Genomic DNA, 18567 nt, shown 5'->3' on the forward strand with positions numbered 1-18567 from the left:
GTTCGTTACAGGTCCAGTTCCACGTCGCCGTCGGCGCCGTGGACACAGAGTCGGATTTCCTGATCCACCACTTCCCGGCTTTCGCCGTTTTGCAGATCGCGCACCCGGCCACGGGCCACCCGGCATTTGCAGGTGTGACAGATGCCCATGCGGCAGCCGTGGCGGGGGCTCAGGCCGGCGGCCTCGGCGGCCTCCAGCAGCGATTGGCCGGCGTCGGCGGGCGCCTCGCCCCCGCTGCGCGCGAAACGCATCCGGCCGCCCTCGCCACCGCCGGCGGGGGTGGTCTGGAACCGCTCATGGAACAGCGGGCCGCTGCCGTGCCGCTGGTGCCAATCAATCACCGTGTCGAGAAAGCCCTGGGGGCCGCAGGCGAACACCGCCCCGGCCGGGTCACCGTTCGACGGTTCCGCGAGCCCGTTCTTTGTGAGCCCGTTCTTTGTGAGCCAGTGTTCATCCAGACGGCCGGCCAGATCGCCGGCCCGGGGCGTCTCGGCGCTGAGCACGAGACGGAAATCGAGACGATCGTCCAACGCCAGCTCACGCAGGCTCTCACCCAGCAGCAGGCTGGAATAATTCCGTTCGAAGTGCCGCCATACCAGCCGTCCCGTCTGGCCGGACGACAGCCAGGACTTCACAATGCTGTGAACAGGTGTTACTCCTGAACCGGCGGAAAGGAGCAGAATGCGCTCTGGCGCCGGATCCGGCAGCACGAAGTCACCCACCGCCGGTGACAGGGTGAGCAGATCGCCGGCCCGGCAGCGATGCACCAGATGGTCGCTGACGCCGCCGCTGCCGTTGGCCTTCACCGTCACGGTCAGCACCGGGTCGTGGGGCGCCGAGGACAGCGAGAAACAACGCTGCCGGCGCACCCCGTCGATGTCCACGCCGAGCATCACGTATTGCCCGGCGCGGTGCGGTTTCCAAAGGCGATTGGGTGCCAGTTCCAGGGTCACGGCCTGCTCGGTTTCCCGGCGCACGCGCGCCACCCGCGCACGGATTTCCCGGGCGGAATGGCGGGCGTCGAACAGGGCCAGATAGTCCTCCGGATCGAAGGGCGTGGTCAGGGCCCGGCCCAGCCGGCGCATCAGGCCGTCCCGCGGTGAAGAAACCTGCGACTGCATGGCGCACTCCATAAGTTTACACTTGTGCACTTTTTACGCGGACGCCAGCTTTTAGTCAACACCTGTTCACAAATAATTTTTTACATAGGAAAATCAACCAGTTGTATGTATCCGGGAGAGAAAATTGAATAACATGGCGCCTTCGGACTGTATAAATAATCATCAACGGGGAGCAAAACCATGAGCAGAGAGACGGCGGCCCGCGGACGGCGCCCCAAGCGCGGGCGCACGCGGCAGGCGCTCATGGACGCCGCCCTGGATCTGGTCGCCAAGAAGGCGCCGTTTTCCTCCCTGAGTCTGCGTGAGGTGACCAAGCGCGCCGGCGTGGTGCCCACCGCCTTCTACCGGCACTTTCCGGACATGAGCGCCCTGGGCCTGACGCTGCTGGACGAGTCCTTCCGTACCCTGCGCCAGATGATGCGCGAGGTGCGCCAGCACGAGCTGCCCAACGAGCGCATGATTCGCGGCTCCATGGAGACGTTCTTCACCTATGTGCGCAACAACCGCACCCATTTCCTGTTCGTCTCCAAGGAGCTGTACGGCGGCTCCGCCACCATGCGCCAGGCGATCCGCCGGGAAATCCGCCTGTTCGTCAGCGAACTGGCCATGGACATGGCCCGCTTTCCGTTTCTCACCCAGGTCAGCGCCCAGGATCTGCAGATGATGGCGTCGCTGGTGGTCAACGGCGTGGTGGCCCTGACCCAGGAAATGCTGGAGCTGGACGAGGACGACGAAGCGGGCCAGCACGAGATGCTGATCGTCGCGGAAAAGCAGGTGCGTCTGATCTATTTCGGCGTTGCCCAGTGGCGCTCCGACAGCGACCAGCCGGCGGAGCCCCTCGGCCTGGAGCGGGTGCCGCCGGGCGCCGAATAAGCCGGGCAAACAGGCGGCTCCCGCCGATAGGCTCTTGCAGCAAACTTTCAGGCGGCACGGCCAATCAGGGCCCCCGGCCGCCTGCCTATACTGTCCCCATTGTTTTCCGTCCCTTTTTAAAGGCAGGTAGAAGGACGCTGTTATGAGTGATGTCCAGTTCCGCGAACTGCGCCACGCGCCGGCCATGCCGGTCAATTTCGCCAAGGCGGTGATGCGCGCCGGGGTCAAACCCGGCAAGAACCCGACCCTGCCGAACGTGGGGTTGCGCCTCAACGACGTGGGCCTGGACAGCAAACACCTGAAAGCCTACCGCAAGGTGTGTGGCTTCAGCGCCGACGGTCGTTTGCCGATCACCTACCCGCACATCCACGCCTTCCCGCTGCACATGGCGCTGATGATGGAAGACGGCTTCCCGTTCCCGGCCATGGGCCTGGTGCACGTGCGCAACCGCATCACCCAGTACCGTCCCATCGCCGAGCGCGAGCAGCTCAACATCAAATGCTCCCTGGGCAACCTGAACCAGGTGGAGAAAGGCTGGGAGTTTTCCATCTTCACGGTGATCACCACCGCCGGCGAGCGGGTCTGGTCCAGCGAATCGATCAACTTCTTCCGTGGCGGCGGCCACGGTCGCAAGGACGAGAAGAAAGCCTCCGGCGAACCGGTCCCGGCCACCGACACCATCGAGTGGAAGGTGCCCGGCAACACCGGCCGCCGCTACGGCGCCGTGTCCGGGGACCGCAACCCGATCCACCTGTATCCGCTGACCGCGAAACTGTTCGGCTTCAAGCGGCAGATCGCCCATGGCATGTGGTCCAAGGCCCGCGCCCTGGCGCAGCTGCAATCGCAACTGCCGGAGGAAGCCTTCCGGGTGGACGTGCAGTTCAAGCTGCCCATGTTCATCCCCGCCACCGTCAAGTTCGAACAGCAGCCGGCGGACGACGGCCTGGACTTCCGGGTGCTGGCCCGGGACGGCGTCAAACCACACCTTACCGGCCAGCTGCGCCGTCTCGGTGAGTGACCGGCCGTCGGCGCGGGCTATCGCCCCGCGCCGGTGGCACCCGTAGAATCCGGCCATATGGCCGACGACACACGAGATTTTTCCGCCCTTTTTCTCAACGACACGCCCTTGATGGACGTGCGCGCCCCCGTGGAATTCGCCAAGGGCGCCTTTCCCACCGCCACCAATCTGCCACTGCTGGACGACGACCAGCGACGCCGCATCGGCATCCGCTACAAGGAAGCCGGCCAGGAAGCCGCCATCGATCTGGGCAACCAGCTGGTCAGCGGCGCCCTCAAGCGCCGGCGTCTGGACGCCTGGCGGCAGTGGCGCGAAGCGCACCCGGACGGTTACCTGTATTGCTTCCGGGGCGGTCTGCGCAGCCGTACCACCCAGGCCTGGCTGGCGAAAGAAGGGCTCTCGGTACCGCTGGTGATCGGCGGTTACAAAGCGATGCGCCGCTTCCTGCTGGACAATCTGGACCGGCAGTTGGCACGCCTGCCGCTGTGGGTGCTGGCCGGGCCCACCGGCAGCGGCAAGACCCGGGTGATCGAGCGCCTGGGGCGGGCGGTGGACCTGGAGGGCCTGGCCCACCATCGCGGCTCCGCCTTCGGTCGGCGCCCCGGCGGTCAGCCGACCCAGATCGATTTCGAGAACGCCCTCGGCATCGCCCTGCTCAAGCAGGCCGACCTCGGCCCGGGGCCGGTGGTGATGGAGGACGAGAGCAAGCTGATCGGCCGCTGCTTTCTTCCGCCCCGTCTGCAGGCCCGGTTACGCCAGGCGCCCCGGGTGGTGATCGAGGAACCGCTGGAAGAACGGGTGCGGGTGACCCTGGACGACTATGTGCGGGCGCCCTTGCGGGAATACGCCGCCCATTATGGCGCCGACCAGGCGTTCGAGCGTCTGGCCACCGACCTGCAGGCGGCCATGGACCGCATCCGCCGCCGGCTCGGCGGCGCCCGCCACCAGCAACTGCGCCAGGCCCTGGACCAGGCCCTCGCGCACCAGCGCCGCCACGGGGACGGCGACGCCCACCGGGGCTGGATTCGCGAACTGCTGGCCGGTTACTACGATCCCCTGTACCAATACACCCTGCGCACGCACCGGCAAGGAGAGATTCTGTTCCGTGGCGACCGCCAGGCGGCGCTGGCCTTTCTGCGCGCCAACATCGGATCGGAGTGAAGGAGACGCTGACATGATGATCCGCCCGGCCGAACAGGATCTGGTGCTGGTGGGGGGCGGCCACAGCCACGCCCTGGTGCTGCGCCGGCTGGCCATGAAGCCGGTGCCCGGCCTGCGCCTGACGCTGGTGTCGCCGGACAGCCTGGCGGCCTATTCGGGGATGCTGCCCGGGCTGGTGGCCGGCCACTACGACGTGGCGCGGACCCATGTGGACCTGCGCCGGCTGTGCCAGGCCACCGGCGCCCGTTACGTACGCGCCCGGGTCACCGGGCTGACGCCGGCGGCGCGGCAGCTCCAGCTGGACGACGGCGGCACCCTGGAGTACGACTGGCTGAGCCTGGACGTGGGCGCCACCCCGGATTTGGCGGCGGTCCCCGGCGCCGCCGAGCACGCCGTGCCGGTGAAGCCGGTGAGCGATTTCCATCGGCGCTGGCAGGCGTTGCTCGAGCGACTCGACGCTCGCCCCGGCCCGCTGGCGGTGACGGTGGTGGGCGGCGGCGCCGGCGGCACGGAAATGGCGCTGGCGGTGGCCCACGCCCTGCGGCGCCGGCACCGCCCGGCCACCCTGACCCTGGTCACCGCCGGCGGGCTGCTGCCCGGCTATTCCGAGGGCGTGCGGCGGCGTCTGGCGCGGCGCCTGGCGGACGCCGGCGTGACCCTGCGCGAACACGCCCGGGCACGGCGGGTGGACGCCGACCGCCTGCTGCTGGCCGCAGGGGAAGGCGCGGATCCGCCATCGATCCCCCATGACTTTCTGCTCTGGTGCACCGGCGTGCGGGCACCGGCCTGGCTGGCCGCCAGCGGGCTGCCCTGCGACGCCGGCGGCTTCCTGCGGGTGCAGGCCACCCTGCGCAGCCCGGCGGACCCGAGCGTGTTCGCCGCCGGCGATTGCGCCGCCTTTCCCGGCGGCCTGCCCAAGGCCGGCGTGTACGCGGTGCGCGAGGCCGCCACCCTGGCCCGCAATCTGGCCGCTTCGGTGCGTGGCCGCCCCCTGAAGGACTACCGCCCGCAGCGGCGCTTCCTGTCGCTGCTGTCCGCCGGGGGCCGCGACGCGGTGGGCAGCCGGGGCCCGGGGCCCACCCTGTCCGGCGGCTGGGTCTGGCGTTGGAAGGACCGCATCGACCGCGCCTTCATGGCGCGCTTCGACGAACACCTGCCGACCATGGCGCCGGCGCCGGTGTCCGCCGACGCCCCATACTGCGCCGGCTGTGGCGCCAAAGTGGGCGCCGGGGCGCTGGCCGAGGCCCTGGCGGACCTTCGTCCGTGGGTGCGCGAGGGCATCGAGGCCGGTGTCGACCAGGCCGACGACGCCGCCGTGCTGCGCTGGCCCGCCTCCCACCGGCTGGTGCAAAGTCTGGATTATTTCCCCGCCTTCATCGATGAACCCCGGCTGTTCGGCCGCGTCGCCGCCCTGCACAGCCTCAGCGACCTGTACGCCATGAACGCGACGCCCCATTCGGCCCTGGCCATGGTGTGCCTGCCCCGCCACCACCCCCGGCTGCAGGGCCGCGATCTGAAGCGCCTGATGGCCGGCGCGGTGGCGGAACTGGACCGGGCCCGCTGTACGCTGGTGGGCGGCCACACCATCGAGGGCCCGGAAATGGCGGCGGGCTTCACGGTGAACGGCGCCGCCCCCGCCGAGGCGCTGTGGCGCAAGGACGGCGCCCGCCCCGGCGACGCCCTGATTCTCACCAAGCCCCTGGGCACCGGCATCCAGCTGGCATCGCTGATGCACGGCGCCGCCCGGGGCCCCTGGCTGGACGCCGCCCTGGACACCATGCTGACCGGCAACGGCGACGCCCGGGACGCCCTGGCCGGACTGCCACCCCACGCCTGCACTGACATCACCGGCTTCGGCCTGCTCGGCCATTTGCTGGAACTGTGCGAGCACGGCGGCGTGGACGCGGAGCTGTGGGTGGACGCGGTGCCGCTGCTGCCCGGCACCCTGACGCTGGTGGAGCGGGGCATCACCAGCACCCTCAAACCCGCCAACGACCAGGTGCTGGCGCGCTGCCGTGGGGACCTGGACGAAACCGATCCCCGGCGGGTGGCGCTCACCGACCCCCAGACCAGCGGCGGCCTGCTGTTCGCCTGCGCCGACGGCGACGCGGCCCTGGCGGCGCTGCGTCGGGCCGGCGTGAAGGCCGCCGTGATCGGCCGGGTGACTGTAAAAAATCACAAAGCTTTGCCGGGCCTGAGTTTGCGCGTCCGGGCTTCATGCTAGTGTTCTGGCATCTTCTTGAAGTGGAGCGATGCCCAATGAAAAAGCAAATCACCGGCGTTCTGACCGCCTTCGTCCTGTTGTTCACCCAGGGGCTGTTCGTGCCCGCCGCCCAGGCCGCCATGGTCACCACCGACGGGATGGTCGCCAATGAGCAGCGGGCCGCCATGGAACAAAAAGTCATGCGCCTGATGGAACAGGACGCCGCCGCCAAGGTACTGGCTCAGAACGGCGTGACCCCGCAGGACGTGCAGAAGCGGCTCGACCGCCTGAGCAATCAAGAGCTGCAGAAACTGGCCACCAAGGCCGATCAGATGCCCGCCGGCGGTAGCGTACTGGGCGTGATCCTGGCGGTGATTCTGATTCTGGTGCTGCTCGACCTGCTGGGCGCCACCAACGTGTTCCCGGCGATTTAACGACCCGCGCCGGATGACCCACGCCAAAAAGGGCGGTGGCCGCACGGTCACCGCCCTGTTTCTTGCCCCCCTGCTGGCGTTGCTGTTGAGCGCCTGCCAGACGCTGCCCCCACCGCAGCGCGCCGAAACGCCACCGCGGCAGCGGCTGGACGTTCCCTTTATCGCCCAGGACGCTTACCAGTGCGGGCCCGCCGCCCTCGGCATGATGCTGCAATGGAACGGGCTGCCCGGCGACAAGGACGAGCTGGTCCACGAAGTGTGGCTGCCGGAGCGTCAGGGCGCCCTCGGTATCGAATTGAAAGCCGCCGGCCGCGCCCGTGGCCTGCTGCCCTATCCGGTGGAAAGCCCGGAAGCGCTGTTCAGTGAGATTCAGGCCGGCCACCCGGTGCTGGTGCTGCAGAACCTGGCGCTTAAACGCTGGCCCGTGTGGCACTTCGCGGTGGTGATCGGCTACCGCGACGACGGCAAGCGCATCGTCCTGCACAGCGGCACCGACGAAGCCACCACCAGTCATTGGAACCGCTTCGTGCGCACCTGGGCGCGGGCGGATTACTGGGGCTTCGTGCTGCTGCCCCCCGGCGAGCTGCCGGCCCGGGTGGAAGCGGAACCGCTGCTGCGGGCCCTGGCGCCGATGCAAACCGGCGCCCTGCCCCATTGGCAGGCGGCGGTGGCCCGCTTCCCGGACAACGGGCGGCTGAGTTTCGGCCTGGCCAACGCCCTGTGGGCGGCGGACCGGCGGGAGGACGCGCTGGCCGCCTATGAGCGCACCGTGGCGCTGGCCCCGGAGCTGGCGCCGGCCTGGAACAACCTGGCCTACGCCCGCCGCGACGCCGGTGACGAGCCGGGCGCCCGCCAGGCGGTGTGCCGTGCCCACGCGTTGGCGCCGGACAGCGACAACGTCCGCGACAGCGTGGCGGAGATCACCGGCGGAGGCGGATGCTGACCGCGCGGGCGGCGGCCTGCTAAGCTCTCTCCCTGCGAGGGAAACGGAAGGCGATACACCGGTGTGGATTCGACTGCTGCTAGTGACGCTGCTGTGCGTGGCGGGGCAAGGCCAGGCCCAGACGGCCGGGAGCTTCACCCTGCCCGGCATCGGCGATCTGGAAAAACAACTGGCCGGCGGCGGCGGTGATCAGGCCGGCAACAGTGAGGCCGCCGCCGACGGCAATGACGAACACCGGGAAATCCTGGAACAAACCCTGGCCCTGCGCCAGGAGATCGACACCAACCGCGAGCGCATCGAGGACCTGAAGAAGCAGAAGAATCAGGCCCCGCAACAGCGCAACCAACTGCAAAAGAAGCTGGAAAGCGCCCGCCGCGAACAGCAGCAGGACTGGCGCCAGCGTTACAGTGATCTGTCCCTGGCGGCCCTTGCCAACGAGCTCACCGGGCAACTGGATGCGCTGGAGGAAAACCAGCAAACCCTGGCCCAGGTCAGCAGTGAACTGACCCGCGCCCAGACGCTGCCGGAGCGGGCCCAGACCACCATCAGCGACAGCCTGTCGCGCATGGACGAAATCCGCCAGACCCTTAATCGCCGGGACGAGAGTCTGGGCGATGCGGAACGCACCAAGCTGCAGACCGAACTCACCACCCTGGACACGCGCATCCAACTGCGCAATCAGGAGCTGGCCGTGGCCAGCGCCCTGGAAGAGCTGTCGCGGTTGCGCAAACGGGTGCTGGAAGCGGAAGAAGCGGTGATCCAGGCGCGCCTCGATGTGCTGCAGCCGATGATCAACGAACGGCGCGACGAATCCCTGAACGCGGAGATCGACGAGGACGCCCCGGACCTGCCCGCCAGCCTGGCCGACCACCCACGGCTGGAAGAAGCGCGCCAGCGCAACGATGGCCTGCGTGACCAGCTCAAGACCACCAGCAACGACGTCAACGAGCTGATCCGCGAGGTGATCAACGCGGAAACCCGGCTGGACCGCGCCCGCTCCCTGTCGAGCACCGTCAACGACCAGATCCGCATGCTCGACGGCAGCCTGCTGCTGTCGCGCATTCTGTACGAACAACAGAAAAGTCTGCCCGAGTACAAGCCGCGCCCCGGCCTGGACAAGCTGATCAGTGACACGCGCCTGGCCCAGTTCGATATCCGCCAGTCGATACAGACCCTGGAAACCGAAAAGCCGGAGCTCGATCAGGCCGATGAGCTTGACGAGGACCAGCGCCGGCAGCTGCGCGGCGCCCTCGCCCGCCTGCGCGACGCGCGCCTGGAACTGCTCAATCAACTGGACCAGGAACTGGGCCGCAAGCTCAATGTGCTGGTGCGTCTGAATCTTTCCCAGCAGCAGTTGCAGCGCATCACCGAGGATCTGCACGACACCATTTCCGAACAAACCTTCTGGATGCCGAGTACCCAGCCGCTGCCGTCCTGGATCCAGGACTTTCCGGCCCAGGCCCTGCAGGAGCTGAAGGATATCCCCTGGCAACGCATGGGCGGCGACGCCGCCAATCTGGTGAAAGGCAAATGGCCCTGGCTGTTCGCGCCGCTGTTGCTGGCCGGCCTGCTGTGGCTGTGGCGCCGCAAGTTGCGCGCGCGTATCCGCGCGCTCAACGGTGACATCGGTTTTCTCAAACGCGACAGCCAGCGGCACACGCCGCTGGCCATTATCTATACCACCCTGCTCGCCGCGCCGGTGCCGCTGGTGCTGAGCCTGCTGGGCTGGGGTCTGTGGGCGCAGCCAGGCACCCTGAGCACGGTGCTGGGCGCCGCCCTGGCCAAGATCGCGCTGCTGTGGCTGGTGTTCGAGCTGTGCTACCGGCTGCTGGCCCGGGACGGCATCGCCCAGCGGCATTTCCGCTGGAGCGCCGACGCCAATCTGGTGCTGCGTCGGCGGTTGCTGGTGGTGGGCCTGGCGATGGTGCCGATGACCCTGGTGATCGCCTTCGGCGAGGAGTGGCCGGCCCAGCTCAGTAATGATCGTATCGGCCTGGTGATGATGATCGGGTGTCTGCTGATCATCAGCGCCACCCTCAGCCGCGCCGCCCTGGCCTACCAGGCCCACCGCTATTCCAAGGCGGTGAAGGGCGGCGCGGTGATGCTGTGTTGCGGGGTGCCGCTGGTGCTGGTGGCGCTGATCGTGATCGGCTACTACTTCACCGCCGTGCGCCTGTCCGGGCGCATGATCGATACCTTTTATCTGTCGCTGCTGTGGCTGCTGCTGGATGCCACCGCCGTGCGCGGTCTGGCGGTGGCCGCCCAGCGTCTGGCCTATAAACGAGCGGTGGCGGAGCGCGAAGCGGAACCCAAGGAAAACGTGGAAGGCGTGGAGGTGGAGGAGCCGCAGCTGGACCTGCAACAGGTCAACCAGCAATCCCTGCGGCTGATCCGGCTGGCGGTGCTGGGCCTGTTCGGCGTGCTGCTGTACTGGGTCTGGGCGGACGTCATCAACGCCTTTTCCTACACCGACAACATCGTGCTCTGGCAGAGCACCGAAGGCAGCGGCCTGAACGCCACCAACACGCCGATCAGCCTGGGCGACGTGATCACCTCGCTGGCCATCGGCATCGGTACCTTCATGCTGGTGGCCAACCTGCCCGGCCTGCTGGAGGTCTTGTTCCTGTCACGCATGAACCTGCGCCAGGGCTCCAGCTACGCGGTCACCACCCTGCTCTCCTACCTGGTGATCGTGGTCGGCGTGATGGTGGCGCTGGGTTCCCTGGGGCTGTCCTGGAGCAAGATGCAGTGGCTGGTGGCGGCGCTGGGCGTGGGGCTGGGCTTCGGTCTGCAGGAAATCTTCGCCAACTTCATTTCCGGCATCATCATTCTGTTCGAGCGGCCGATCCGCATCGGCGACGTGATCACCATCGGCAATCTGTCCGGCACCGTCAGCCGTATCCGCATCCGCGCCACCACAATCATCGACTTCGAGCGCAAGGAGATCATCGTTCCCAACAAGGTGTTCGTCACCGAACGGCTGATCAACTGGACCCTCAGCGACACCGTTACCCGCCTGACCCTGAAAGTGGGCTTCGCCTACGGCTCCGACCTGCAGACCTGCCACGACCTGCTGGTGCAGGTGGCCAAGGACAATCGGCGGGTACTGCGCGATCCCGAACCGCTGATTCTGTTCATGGCGTTCGGCGCCAGCACCCTGGACCACGAGCTGCGGGTTTATCTCGGCGAGATCGGCGACATTCTGTTCGCCACCGACGAGCTGAACCGGGCCATCGACAAGGCGTGCCGGGAACGGGGCGTGGAAATCGCCTTCAACCAGATCGACGTGCACCTGCGCTCCACCACCGACGATGTGCGCATCGCCGGCGTGGACGGCGACGACCAACCGACGCCGCCGAAGCGCGGCAAAGGGGATGTGCGCGGCCACTACGGCAATACCCGCGGCCACTATAACGATAACGAGGAACACGATAACGACGAGCCGGGCGCGGACGGCAAGCCGCGCCCCAAGGGCACCGGCGAGGACGACTGACGGCGGTGCCGTGTCAGCGCGCCCCGTCCGGCGCCTGCGGTGACGGCGGCGCCAGTTCCGGGTAACGCTCTCCGAGCTCCCGCCGGCGCGCCTTCAAGCCTTCCAGTTTGCGCCGCCCCTCCGCCAGTTGCGCCGCCGGCAGGCCCTCCCGTTCCCCCCGGGCCACCAGCGTTTCCAGTTCCCGGATCTTGCGCTGCGAAGCGGCCAGAAAGGAGGCGTACACCGCCATCTGTTCGCCCTGCTCATAACGCCGGTAGCGCAGCGGATCGTCGAGCACCTCCGGCGGCGGCGGCGTACGCGCCTCCCGGGCCGGCGCCAGGGGCGGCGTGCGCGGGTCCCCGTCCCGGCGGGCCCGGGCCAGGGAGGCGGCCGCCGCCGGCGCCACCCGGGGCGCGCCGGCGGCCACCGGTGGCGGTGTTCCGGCGGGTGCCGGTGGTTCCGGTTGGCGGCGCGCGGCGCCGTCCTCCGCGACCCACCTCGCCGCCGACGGACGCGCGCTCGCCGCCGGCTCGGGATCGTCCCCGGCGACCCGGTCCACGCCGGCCGGGGGCCGCGCCTCCGGCGGCGGGGCCGGCCACCAGCCGGCACCGGCGGCCAGCGTGGCCAGCACCAGGCCCATCAGCAGCATGCCTTTCACGGGGCCTCCGGATAAAAGCGCACGGCGGCGGCGTTCTGGCGGCGCGCCAGCCCGGTCTCCAGATGCTGCCGCAGGCGGGTGCGCGCCAGCGCTCGGGACGCCTGGTAGCGCACGCTCTCGCTGTCCGCCGCCTGATAGTCCTCGACCCGCTCTTCCACGCGCACCACCACCCAGCGGTCCGGCCCGCCGGGGGCGCGGATCGGCGGCGCGGTCAGGCCCGGCGTCTGCGCGAAGGCGAAGCCGGTGAGCCAGGCGTTCTCGTCACTGTCCCGGGCCAGCCAGGCCGGCGCCTGATAGCGCACGCCGTCACGCTCCCCATAGGCGGCCACCAGGGTCTCCAGGGTGGCGCCGTCCAGCAGCCGGCGACGGGCGTCCTCCGCCAGGGCCGGGGTCGGCAGCCACAGCCGCGCGGCGCGCACCTTCTCCACGCGCACGAACTGATCGCGGTGATACTGGTAATAGCGCCGGATCTCCCGGGCCGGGATCGCCGCCGCCACCTCGGCCAGCAGCGGATTGTCGTCATGGGGGTCGTCGCTCAGGCCCAGTGCCAGCAGCAGCGCGCGCTGGTCCTGGCGGTCCAGCACCAACTGGCGGATCCAGGCCCGGTCGGCGTCACTGAGCGGCGCCCGCCGTTCGAACCAGTCCAGCACGAAGGCACGCCGCACATAGTCCTCCACGGCGCCGTTCATGGCCGCCCGGTCCAGATTGTGGAAACGGGTTTTCAGGGCCACGTTCTGGGCCCGGTAGAGCCGCGCCAGGGTCAGGGTGCGCGGCGCCGCGCCGGGAAAGCGGTAGCGGGCCAACACCCATTGCTCCGCCGCCGCCTGTTGCGCGGCGTCGAAGCCCAACCGCAGGCCCGGCTGCGGGGTGAGGATCGCCGCCAGGGCCGGGTCGTCCAGACGCGGCGGCGCGCTCAGGGCGCGCAGCGGGGACGGCCACTCCCAGGCGGCCAGGGTCTCCGCCAGGCCTTCCCGCCAGGCCACCCGGGTCAGGGCCGCCAGATCCCGGCGCGCCAGGGCGGCCCGGTCATAGCCCACCCGAGAGGGCGGTGTGTTCGCCGCGTACACCTCCCGGAACCATTCGCCCATCAGGTGCACGTCCACCAGGTTTTCCAGCACCCGCCGCTCGTCGATGTCCGGTTCGTGCACCCGGGCGGCGGCCACGAACACCGCCAGCACCTGGCGGGAAATAGCCTTGCCGTCCACCCGTGCCACCGTCGCCGGGTCGGTCGGCGTGGCCGCCACCGGCGCCGTCCACAGGCAGGCCGCGCCCAGAATCAGGGCCATCCATGCGCCTTTCATCTCGGGCTCCGCTCAGTCGGTGACTTGCGCGCTGGCGTGGCCGAGCAGGTGCACCACCATGGCAATCGCATGGGGCACCACCACCCGCGCCACCTGCACCCGATCGACGTGGTCGGTGCTGGACAGCACCAGGGCGCCGTTGGCGTAGGCGATCTGGCCGCCCTCGGTGAGCAGCGGACGGATGTCGGTGGCGCTGGGCGCCAGGGGCGTGAAGGCGCTCAGGGCCTGGGTCACCAGGGTGTCGTCGTTGAGGTCCTCGCTGTCGTAGTAGTCGGCCACCCAGCCTTCCCAGCCGCTGTGGTTGAGCGCCGAGGTGGTCCACACATGGTGCGGCTGCACCACGTCGGTGGCGTGCAGGGCATAGCCCAGGCTCTGGGCGGTGGGATTGGCCAGGAACTGGTCGTACCAGTACTGGGCCAGGTTATCCAGGGGCTGGAACGGCATCTCCTCGAAGTCGTCGTACATGGACTTGGTGGAGGTGGTGCCCTGGCGGTAGTTGGCCTCGGTGATGCCGTAGGTGTTGTATTCGGAATCGTCGCTGGACCACCAGCCGGTCATGCCGCCGGGGCCGTCGTCCATGTAATCGCCCACCAGCCAGGTGGCGGCCAGGTTGTCGATGTCGCCCCACACGGTGAGCAGCTCATAGTTGTAGCCGCCCAGGTCGTTGCCGTGCACGTCCGGGCCCTGGGTGTGGTTCTGGAAATGCCAGTACGAGGTGTAGTTCACCAGAGAGGCACCGGCATTGAACACCGGCGCGTAGACGCAGTCGCCGGTGACGGCGCCGCAGAAGTAGGTGTCCTGGAAGTCATCCACGTCGTAGGCGCTCTGCCCCAGCACCTGGGCGAACTGGGCCACGGTGTAACCGCCGGCGGCGGCCACCGCCTGCAGGTCCGCGTAGCCGGTGGTGGTGGGATGGTTCTGCATGTAGGTGACCGCGTCCTCCACCAGACGCCGATGGGTTTCCTGTTTGAACGCCTGGGCGGCGGGGCACAGCACCGTGGAGACCAGCAAGCCGATAAGGATCCGTTTCATGACTCCCTCCCTGGGATGTTTCGTTTTTTTGGTATGTCCGTCCTATACAGAAACATTTCCGAGGTCGCTTCAATTGTTTATCCACGACATCCGCCACTTCCACGGACATTAAATACGCCCCGGTCCCCGGCCCGGGGGTACGCGCGGGGCTGCTCGCCCGGCCCCTGCGGGTGTACACTGGGCGCCTTCCCGGCTACCACGACCCGCTTTCTTCATGCCTCTGATTACCCTACGCGATCTCGATCTCCATTACGGCGAGCAGCCCCTGCTCGACCAGGTGAACCTGGCCATCGAACCCGGCGAACGACTGTGCCTGGTGGGGCGCAACGGCACCGGCAAGTCCACCCTGTTCAAGGTGCTCACCGGCGAACAGCAGGCCGACGACGGGCAGATCGAAACCGCCCGGGAACTGACCGTGGCGCGCCTGGAACAGGAAGTGCCCGACGATCAGGACCACAGCGTGCATGAAATGGTGGCCGGCGGCCTGGGCGAACTGGGCGAACTGCTCAACGAGCACGAGCGCCTGACCCGCGCCCTGGCCGCCGGCGACGACGACGCCATGCCGCGCTTCGAGGCACTCAGCGAACGCATCGAAACCCACGGCGCCTGGCAGCTGTTCAACCGGGTGGAGACGGTGCTCTCGAAACTCAATCTGGACGGCGGCGCCGGCTTCGCCGGCCTGTCCGGTGGCATGAAGCGGCGGGTGCTGCTGGCCCGGGCACTGGTGCGCGAACCGGACATCCTGCTGCTCGATGAGCCCACCAACCACCTGGACCTGGACAGCATCCGCTGGCTGGAAACCTTTCTGAAGGGCTACCCCGCCACCCTGGTGTTCATCTCCCACGACCGCGCCTTTATCCGCGCCCTGGCCACCCGCATCATCGAGCTGGACCGGGGCAAGCTGACCAGTTGGCCCGGCGATTACGACAAGTACCTGGCCGGCAAGCAGGCCGCCCTGGAGAACGAGGAGCGGGCCAACGCCGAGTTCGATAAGAAGCTCAGCCAGGAGGAACGCTGGATCCGCCAGGGCATCAAGGCCCGGCGCACCCGCAACGAGGGCCGCGTGCGCGCCCTCAAGAGCCTGCGTGACCAGTACGCCCAGCGCCGCAACCGGCAAGGCACCGCCGGCCTGGAAATCCAGCAGGGCGACAGCTCCGGCAAGGTGGTGATCGAGGTCGAGCACCTGGCCTGCCAGGTGGGCGGCAAACGGATTCTGCGCGACTTTTCCCTGACCGTGATGCGCGGTGACCGCATCGGCGTGCTCGGCCCCAACGGCTGCGGCAAGTCCACCCTGATCCGGCTGCTGCTGGGCCGGCTGCCCCCGGACCAGGGCACCGTGAAGACCGGCACCCAGCTGCAGGTGGCTTACTTCGACCAGCTGCGTGACACCCTGGACGGCGACAAAAGCGTGCTCGACAACCTGGCGGAAGGCTCCGATGTGGTGGAGATCAACGGCCGCAAGAAGCACGTCATGGGCTATTTGCAGGACTTCCTGTTCGAACCGGCCCGGGCCCGGCAGCCGGTGCGCTCCCTGTCCGGCGGCGAGCGCAACCGGCTGCTGCTGGCCAAGCTGTTCAGCAAGCCGTTCAACCTGCTGGTGCTGGACGAACCGACCAACGACCTGGACGTGGAAACCCTGGAGTTGCTGGAAGAGCAGCTGGTGAACTACCAGGGCACCCTGCTGCTGGTCAGCCACGACCGGGAGTTCATCGACAATGTGGTGACCTCCACCCTGGTGTTCGAGGGCGACGGCGATCCCAACAGCTATGTGGGCGGTTATCAGGACTGGCTGCGCCAGCGCCCGGAACCCGCCCGCGAGCGCGACGTCAAAGGCGGCGTTGATGGCGCCAAAACCGACACCACGCAAACCGAAACCAAGGTAAAAAGCGTGGCCGCCGACGGGCCGACGGGCGCCGCTGCGCGTAAGCTGACCTATAAGGAGCAGCTGGAGCTGAAAGCGCTGCCGGAGAAGATCGAAGCCCTGGAGACGGAACTGGACGCGGTGCAAAACCGGCTGGCGGCCCCGGACTTCTACAAGGGCCCGGCGGAGGACATCGCCACCGCCCAGCGTGAACTGCAAACGCTGGAACAGACCTTGAACGACCACTATGGCCGCTGGGAGGAACTCGACCAGAGGCCGTCATGACCGGCCCGGCGATCCCGGGCCGACGAGGAGGACGCGTTTCGTGACACCCACTCTCAACCGGACCCTGATCGCCCTGGCCCTGGTGGCCCTGGCCTCGCCCCTGGCCGCCAACGAACGTGAGGACGAGGACGGCCGCCATACCGCCCCGGCCAGCGCCGACCAGGCGGCGCCGCGCCCGGAAGATCCGGATGGCCCGCCGGCGGCCTCCGACCAGCCGGCGGACGACGCCGGCGCGGAGACCGCCCCCGCCGATGTCCCGACCGGGGACACCCCGCCCGCCAACGACGAGACCGCCCGGGAAGAGACCGGCGACACCGGCACCCCGCCCGACGACACCGGGGCCCCCGCCGCCCCGGACCCGGTGGCGCCGCTGGAACTGCTCGGCAAGACCGTGCCGGTGGGTACCTTCGATACCCTCTACTGGACCCCGGACCAGTCGTTCCGCTCCATCGCCACGCCGGTGCCGGTGCTGGTGGCCCACGGCACCCGCCCCGGCCCCCATCTGTGCCTCACCGCCGCGGTCCACGGCGACGAGCTGAACGGCATCGAGATGGTGCGGCGGCTGATGTACGAGCTGGAACCGGACGAGCTGGCCGGCACCGTGGTGGGCGTGCCCATCGTCAACCTGGACGGCTTCCGCAACGGGTCCCGGTACCTGAGCGACCGGCGCGACCTGAACCGCTATTTCCCCGGCCGCAAGAACGGCAGCGCCGCCAGCCGGGTGGCCTGGTCCCTGTTCGAGAACATCGTGCGCCACTGTGATTACCTGGTGGATCTGCACACTGGCTCCCAGAAGCGCGTCAACCAGCCGCAGCTGCGCGCCGACCTGGAGAACCCCCAGGTGGTGGCGTTCGCCAAGCACTTCGGCGGCATGACCGTGCTGCACAGCCCCTCTTCCAGCGGCATGCTGCGCGCCGCCGCCGTGGACGAAGGCATCGTGGCGGTGACCATGGAGGCCGGCGGCCCCAACCGGCTGGAGGACGACGCGGTGGACTACGGCGTGCAGGCGCTGGAGACCTTGCTGGAGAACCTGGACATGCGCAAGGCGAGCCGCTTCTGGGGCGCGCCGCAGCCGGTGTTCTATGAGTCCGAGTGGATTCGCGCCAGCCAGGGCGGGATTCTGCTGTCCGAGGTGGAGCTCAACGAGCAAGTGAAGAAGGGCCAGATTCTCGGCACCGTCACCGACCCGATCAGCAACACTGGCAGCGCCATCATCGCCCCCTACGACGGACGGGTGCTGGGCATGGCGGTGAACCAGGTGGTGCATGCCGGCTTCGCGGCCTACCGGATCGGCGAGGAGAAGAGCGCCGAGGAAGTGGAAGCCAAGGCGGAGCAGGCCCAGGAACGGAGCGCCCCGGAAGCGGGCGGCGACGAAAGCAAACCGGCGGAGGAACCGGACCGCCCGGATGGCGATACCGAATAGCGGCGTCCCGCTTCAGCCGCGCCCGGTTTTGAGCGGCCCGCACACCCGCTCGAAGCCGGCCACCACGAACGGGATCATTCGGTCGTAGGCGGTCTGGAAGTCGTCGGAGCGGCACAGGCCGCCGGACATGGCGTTGATGCGGCCGGTGTTGGCGAAGGTCAGCGTCATGGAGCCGGACATGAAGTGGTAGCACCAGTAGAGGTCGCCCCGGTCGCAGTGCGGCAGGGCCCGTGACAGGGCTTCCACGAAGGCGTCCATGGGGGCGTCGAAGTGGCGGCTCATCAGCACCGGGCCCCATACCGGGGAGGTGTTCACGTAGGCGAGCAGCGCGCAGTAGTTGCGCCAGCCCTGGTCCTCGCTTTCCTGGGCCATTTCCAGGGGCCGCAGGTAGGCTTCGATGATGCGTTCCAGGGGCACCGGGTCGGGCTCGGCCTCGGCGCGGGCACGGTTGAGTTCTTCCAGGCGGTCGTCGTTGAGAACGCGGGCGCGGCGTTGGAAGACGGTGTCGAAGAGTTGCTGTTTGGGGCCGAAGTAGTAGTTGATCAGGGCCACGTCGATGCCGGCTTCGCGGGCGATGGTGCGCAGGGTGACGCCGTCGTAGCCGTGGCGGGCGAACAAACGTTCGGACACATCGAGAATGGTGGCGCCGCGATCGCCTTCGCCGGCGCGGGCCCGGGGGCGGCCCACGGTCTTTTTCGTCATGCGCGGATAGTACGCAAGCGCCGCTGGGACAACAAGCAGTGGCGTTTGGCTTGTCAGGACCCTCCAGCAGGGGCGCGGTT

At 68.6% G+C, this 18567-nt stretch carries 14 protein-coding genes; 9 read left to right on the forward strand and 5 right to left on the reverse strand.

The window, feature by feature from the left end; all coding sequences use genetic code 11:
• Positions 1-5: 5 nt before the first annotated feature.
• Positions 6-1121, reverse strand: coding sequence for a flavin reductase family protein (locus ACLD0W_RS13425; RefSeq protein WP_410307988.1), 1116 nt, complete (start codon positions 1119-1121; stop codon positions 6-8).
• 180 nt (positions 1122-1301) lie between these two features.
• Here ACLD0W_RS13425 and ACLD0W_RS13430 point away from each other — a divergent pair, with 180 nt between their 5' ends.
• From ACLD0W_RS13430 to mscK, 7 genes are all read left to right on the forward strand, one after another.
• Positions 1302-1994: a TetR family transcriptional regulator gene (locus tag ACLD0W_RS13430; protein ID WP_410307989.1), complete on the forward strand. Its 693-nt coding sequence runs from the start codon at positions 1302-1304 to the stop codon at positions 1992-1994.
• Positions 1995-2136: 142 nt separating this feature from the next.
• Complete coding sequence (locus ACLD0W_RS13435) at positions 2137-3012, forward strand: MaoC/PaaZ C-terminal domain-containing protein (RefSeq protein WP_410307990.1); 876 nt, start codon at positions 2137-2139, stop codon at positions 3010-3012.
• 57 nt (positions 3013-3069) lie between these two features.
• Positions 3070-4173 (forward strand): tRNA 2-selenouridine(34) synthase MnmH, encoded by a 1104-nt coding sequence (mnmH, locus tag ACLD0W_RS13440; RefSeq protein WP_410307991.1) that lies wholly within the window; start codon positions 3070-3072, stop codon positions 4171-4173.
• Between the two features lie 13 nt (positions 4174-4186).
• Positions 4187-6397, forward strand: a complete 2211-nt coding sequence (selD, locus tag ACLD0W_RS13445; RefSeq protein WP_410307992.1) for a selenide, water dikinase SelD — start codon at positions 4187-4189, stop codon at positions 6395-6397.
• Positions 6398-6432: 35 nt separating this feature from the next.
• Positions 6433-6810: a PA2779 family protein gene (locus ACLD0W_RS13450; protein WP_410307993.1), complete on the forward strand. Its 378-nt coding sequence runs from the start codon at positions 6433-6435 to the stop codon at positions 6808-6810.
• Positions 6811-6823: 13 nt separating this feature from the next.
• The gene (locus ACLD0W_RS13455) at positions 6824-7753 is read left to right on the forward strand and encodes a PA2778 family cysteine peptidase (protein WP_410307994.1); all 930 of its coding nucleotides are present in this window, start codon (positions 6824-6826) and stop codon (positions 7751-7753) included.
• Positions 7754-7814: 61 nt separating this feature from the next.
• Positions 7815-11246 (forward strand): mechanosensitive channel MscK, encoded by a 3432-nt coding sequence (gene mscK, locus ACLD0W_RS13460; protein WP_410307995.1) that lies wholly within the window; start codon positions 7815-7817, stop codon positions 11244-11246.
• Positions 11247-11259: 13 nt separating this feature from the next.
• On the opposite strand, the gene ACLD0W_RS13465 is transcribed toward mscK, so the two are convergent.
• Genes ACLD0W_RS13465 through ACLD0W_RS13475 form a run of 3 tightly spaced genes read right to left on the reverse strand, consistent with a single transcriptional unit; the run spans position 11260 to position 14216 of the window.
• Entirely contained in the window at positions 11260-11883 is a 624-nt protein-coding gene (locus ACLD0W_RS13465; RefSeq protein WP_410307996.1) for a hypothetical protein, read from the reverse strand.
• A complete protein-coding gene (locus tag ACLD0W_RS13470; RefSeq protein WP_410307997.1) occupies positions 11880-13184 on the reverse strand; it encodes a peptidyl-prolyl cis-trans isomerase in 1305 nt (434 codons plus the stop codon). The genes ACLD0W_RS13465 and ACLD0W_RS13470 overlap by 4 nt, the downstream gene beginning before the upstream one ends.
• Positions 13185-13196: 12 nt before the next feature.
• Positions 13197-14216 carry a phospholipase gene (locus ACLD0W_RS13475; RefSeq protein WP_410307998.1) on the reverse strand — a complete coding sequence of 340 codons (1020 nt, stop codon included), beginning with the start codon at positions 14214-14216 and terminating at the stop codon, positions 13197-13199.
• Positions 14217-14430: 214 nt separating this feature from the next.
• Between ACLD0W_RS13475 and ACLD0W_RS13480 the strand changes: the two genes are divergently transcribed.
• Both ACLD0W_RS13480 and ACLD0W_RS13485 read left to right on the forward strand, forming a co-directional pair.
• Entirely contained in the window at positions 14431-16362 is a 1932-nt protein-coding gene (locus ACLD0W_RS13480; protein ID WP_410307999.1) for an ATP-binding cassette domain-containing protein, read from the forward strand.
• A 40-nt stretch (positions 16363-16402) separates the two neighbouring features.
• Positions 16403-17785, forward strand: a complete 1383-nt coding sequence (locus ACLD0W_RS13485; RefSeq protein WP_410308000.1) for a succinylglutamate desuccinylase/aspartoacylase family protein — start codon at positions 16403-16405, stop codon at positions 17783-17785.
• 12 nt (positions 17786-17797) lie between these two features.
• Here ACLD0W_RS13485 and ACLD0W_RS13490 read toward each other — a convergent pair whose 3' ends face one another.
• Positions 17798-18487 carry a TetR/AcrR family transcriptional regulator gene (locus ACLD0W_RS13490; RefSeq protein WP_410308001.1) on the reverse strand — a complete coding sequence of 230 codons (690 nt, stop codon included), beginning with the start codon at positions 18485-18487 and terminating at the stop codon, positions 17798-17800.
• Positions 18488-18567: the final 80 nt, after the last annotated feature.

Source organism: Alloalcanivorax sp. C16-1 (assembly GCF_046507805.1).
Taxonomy (GTDB): Bacteria; Pseudomonadota; Gammaproteobacteria; order Pseudomonadales; family Alcanivoracaceae; genus Alloalcanivorax.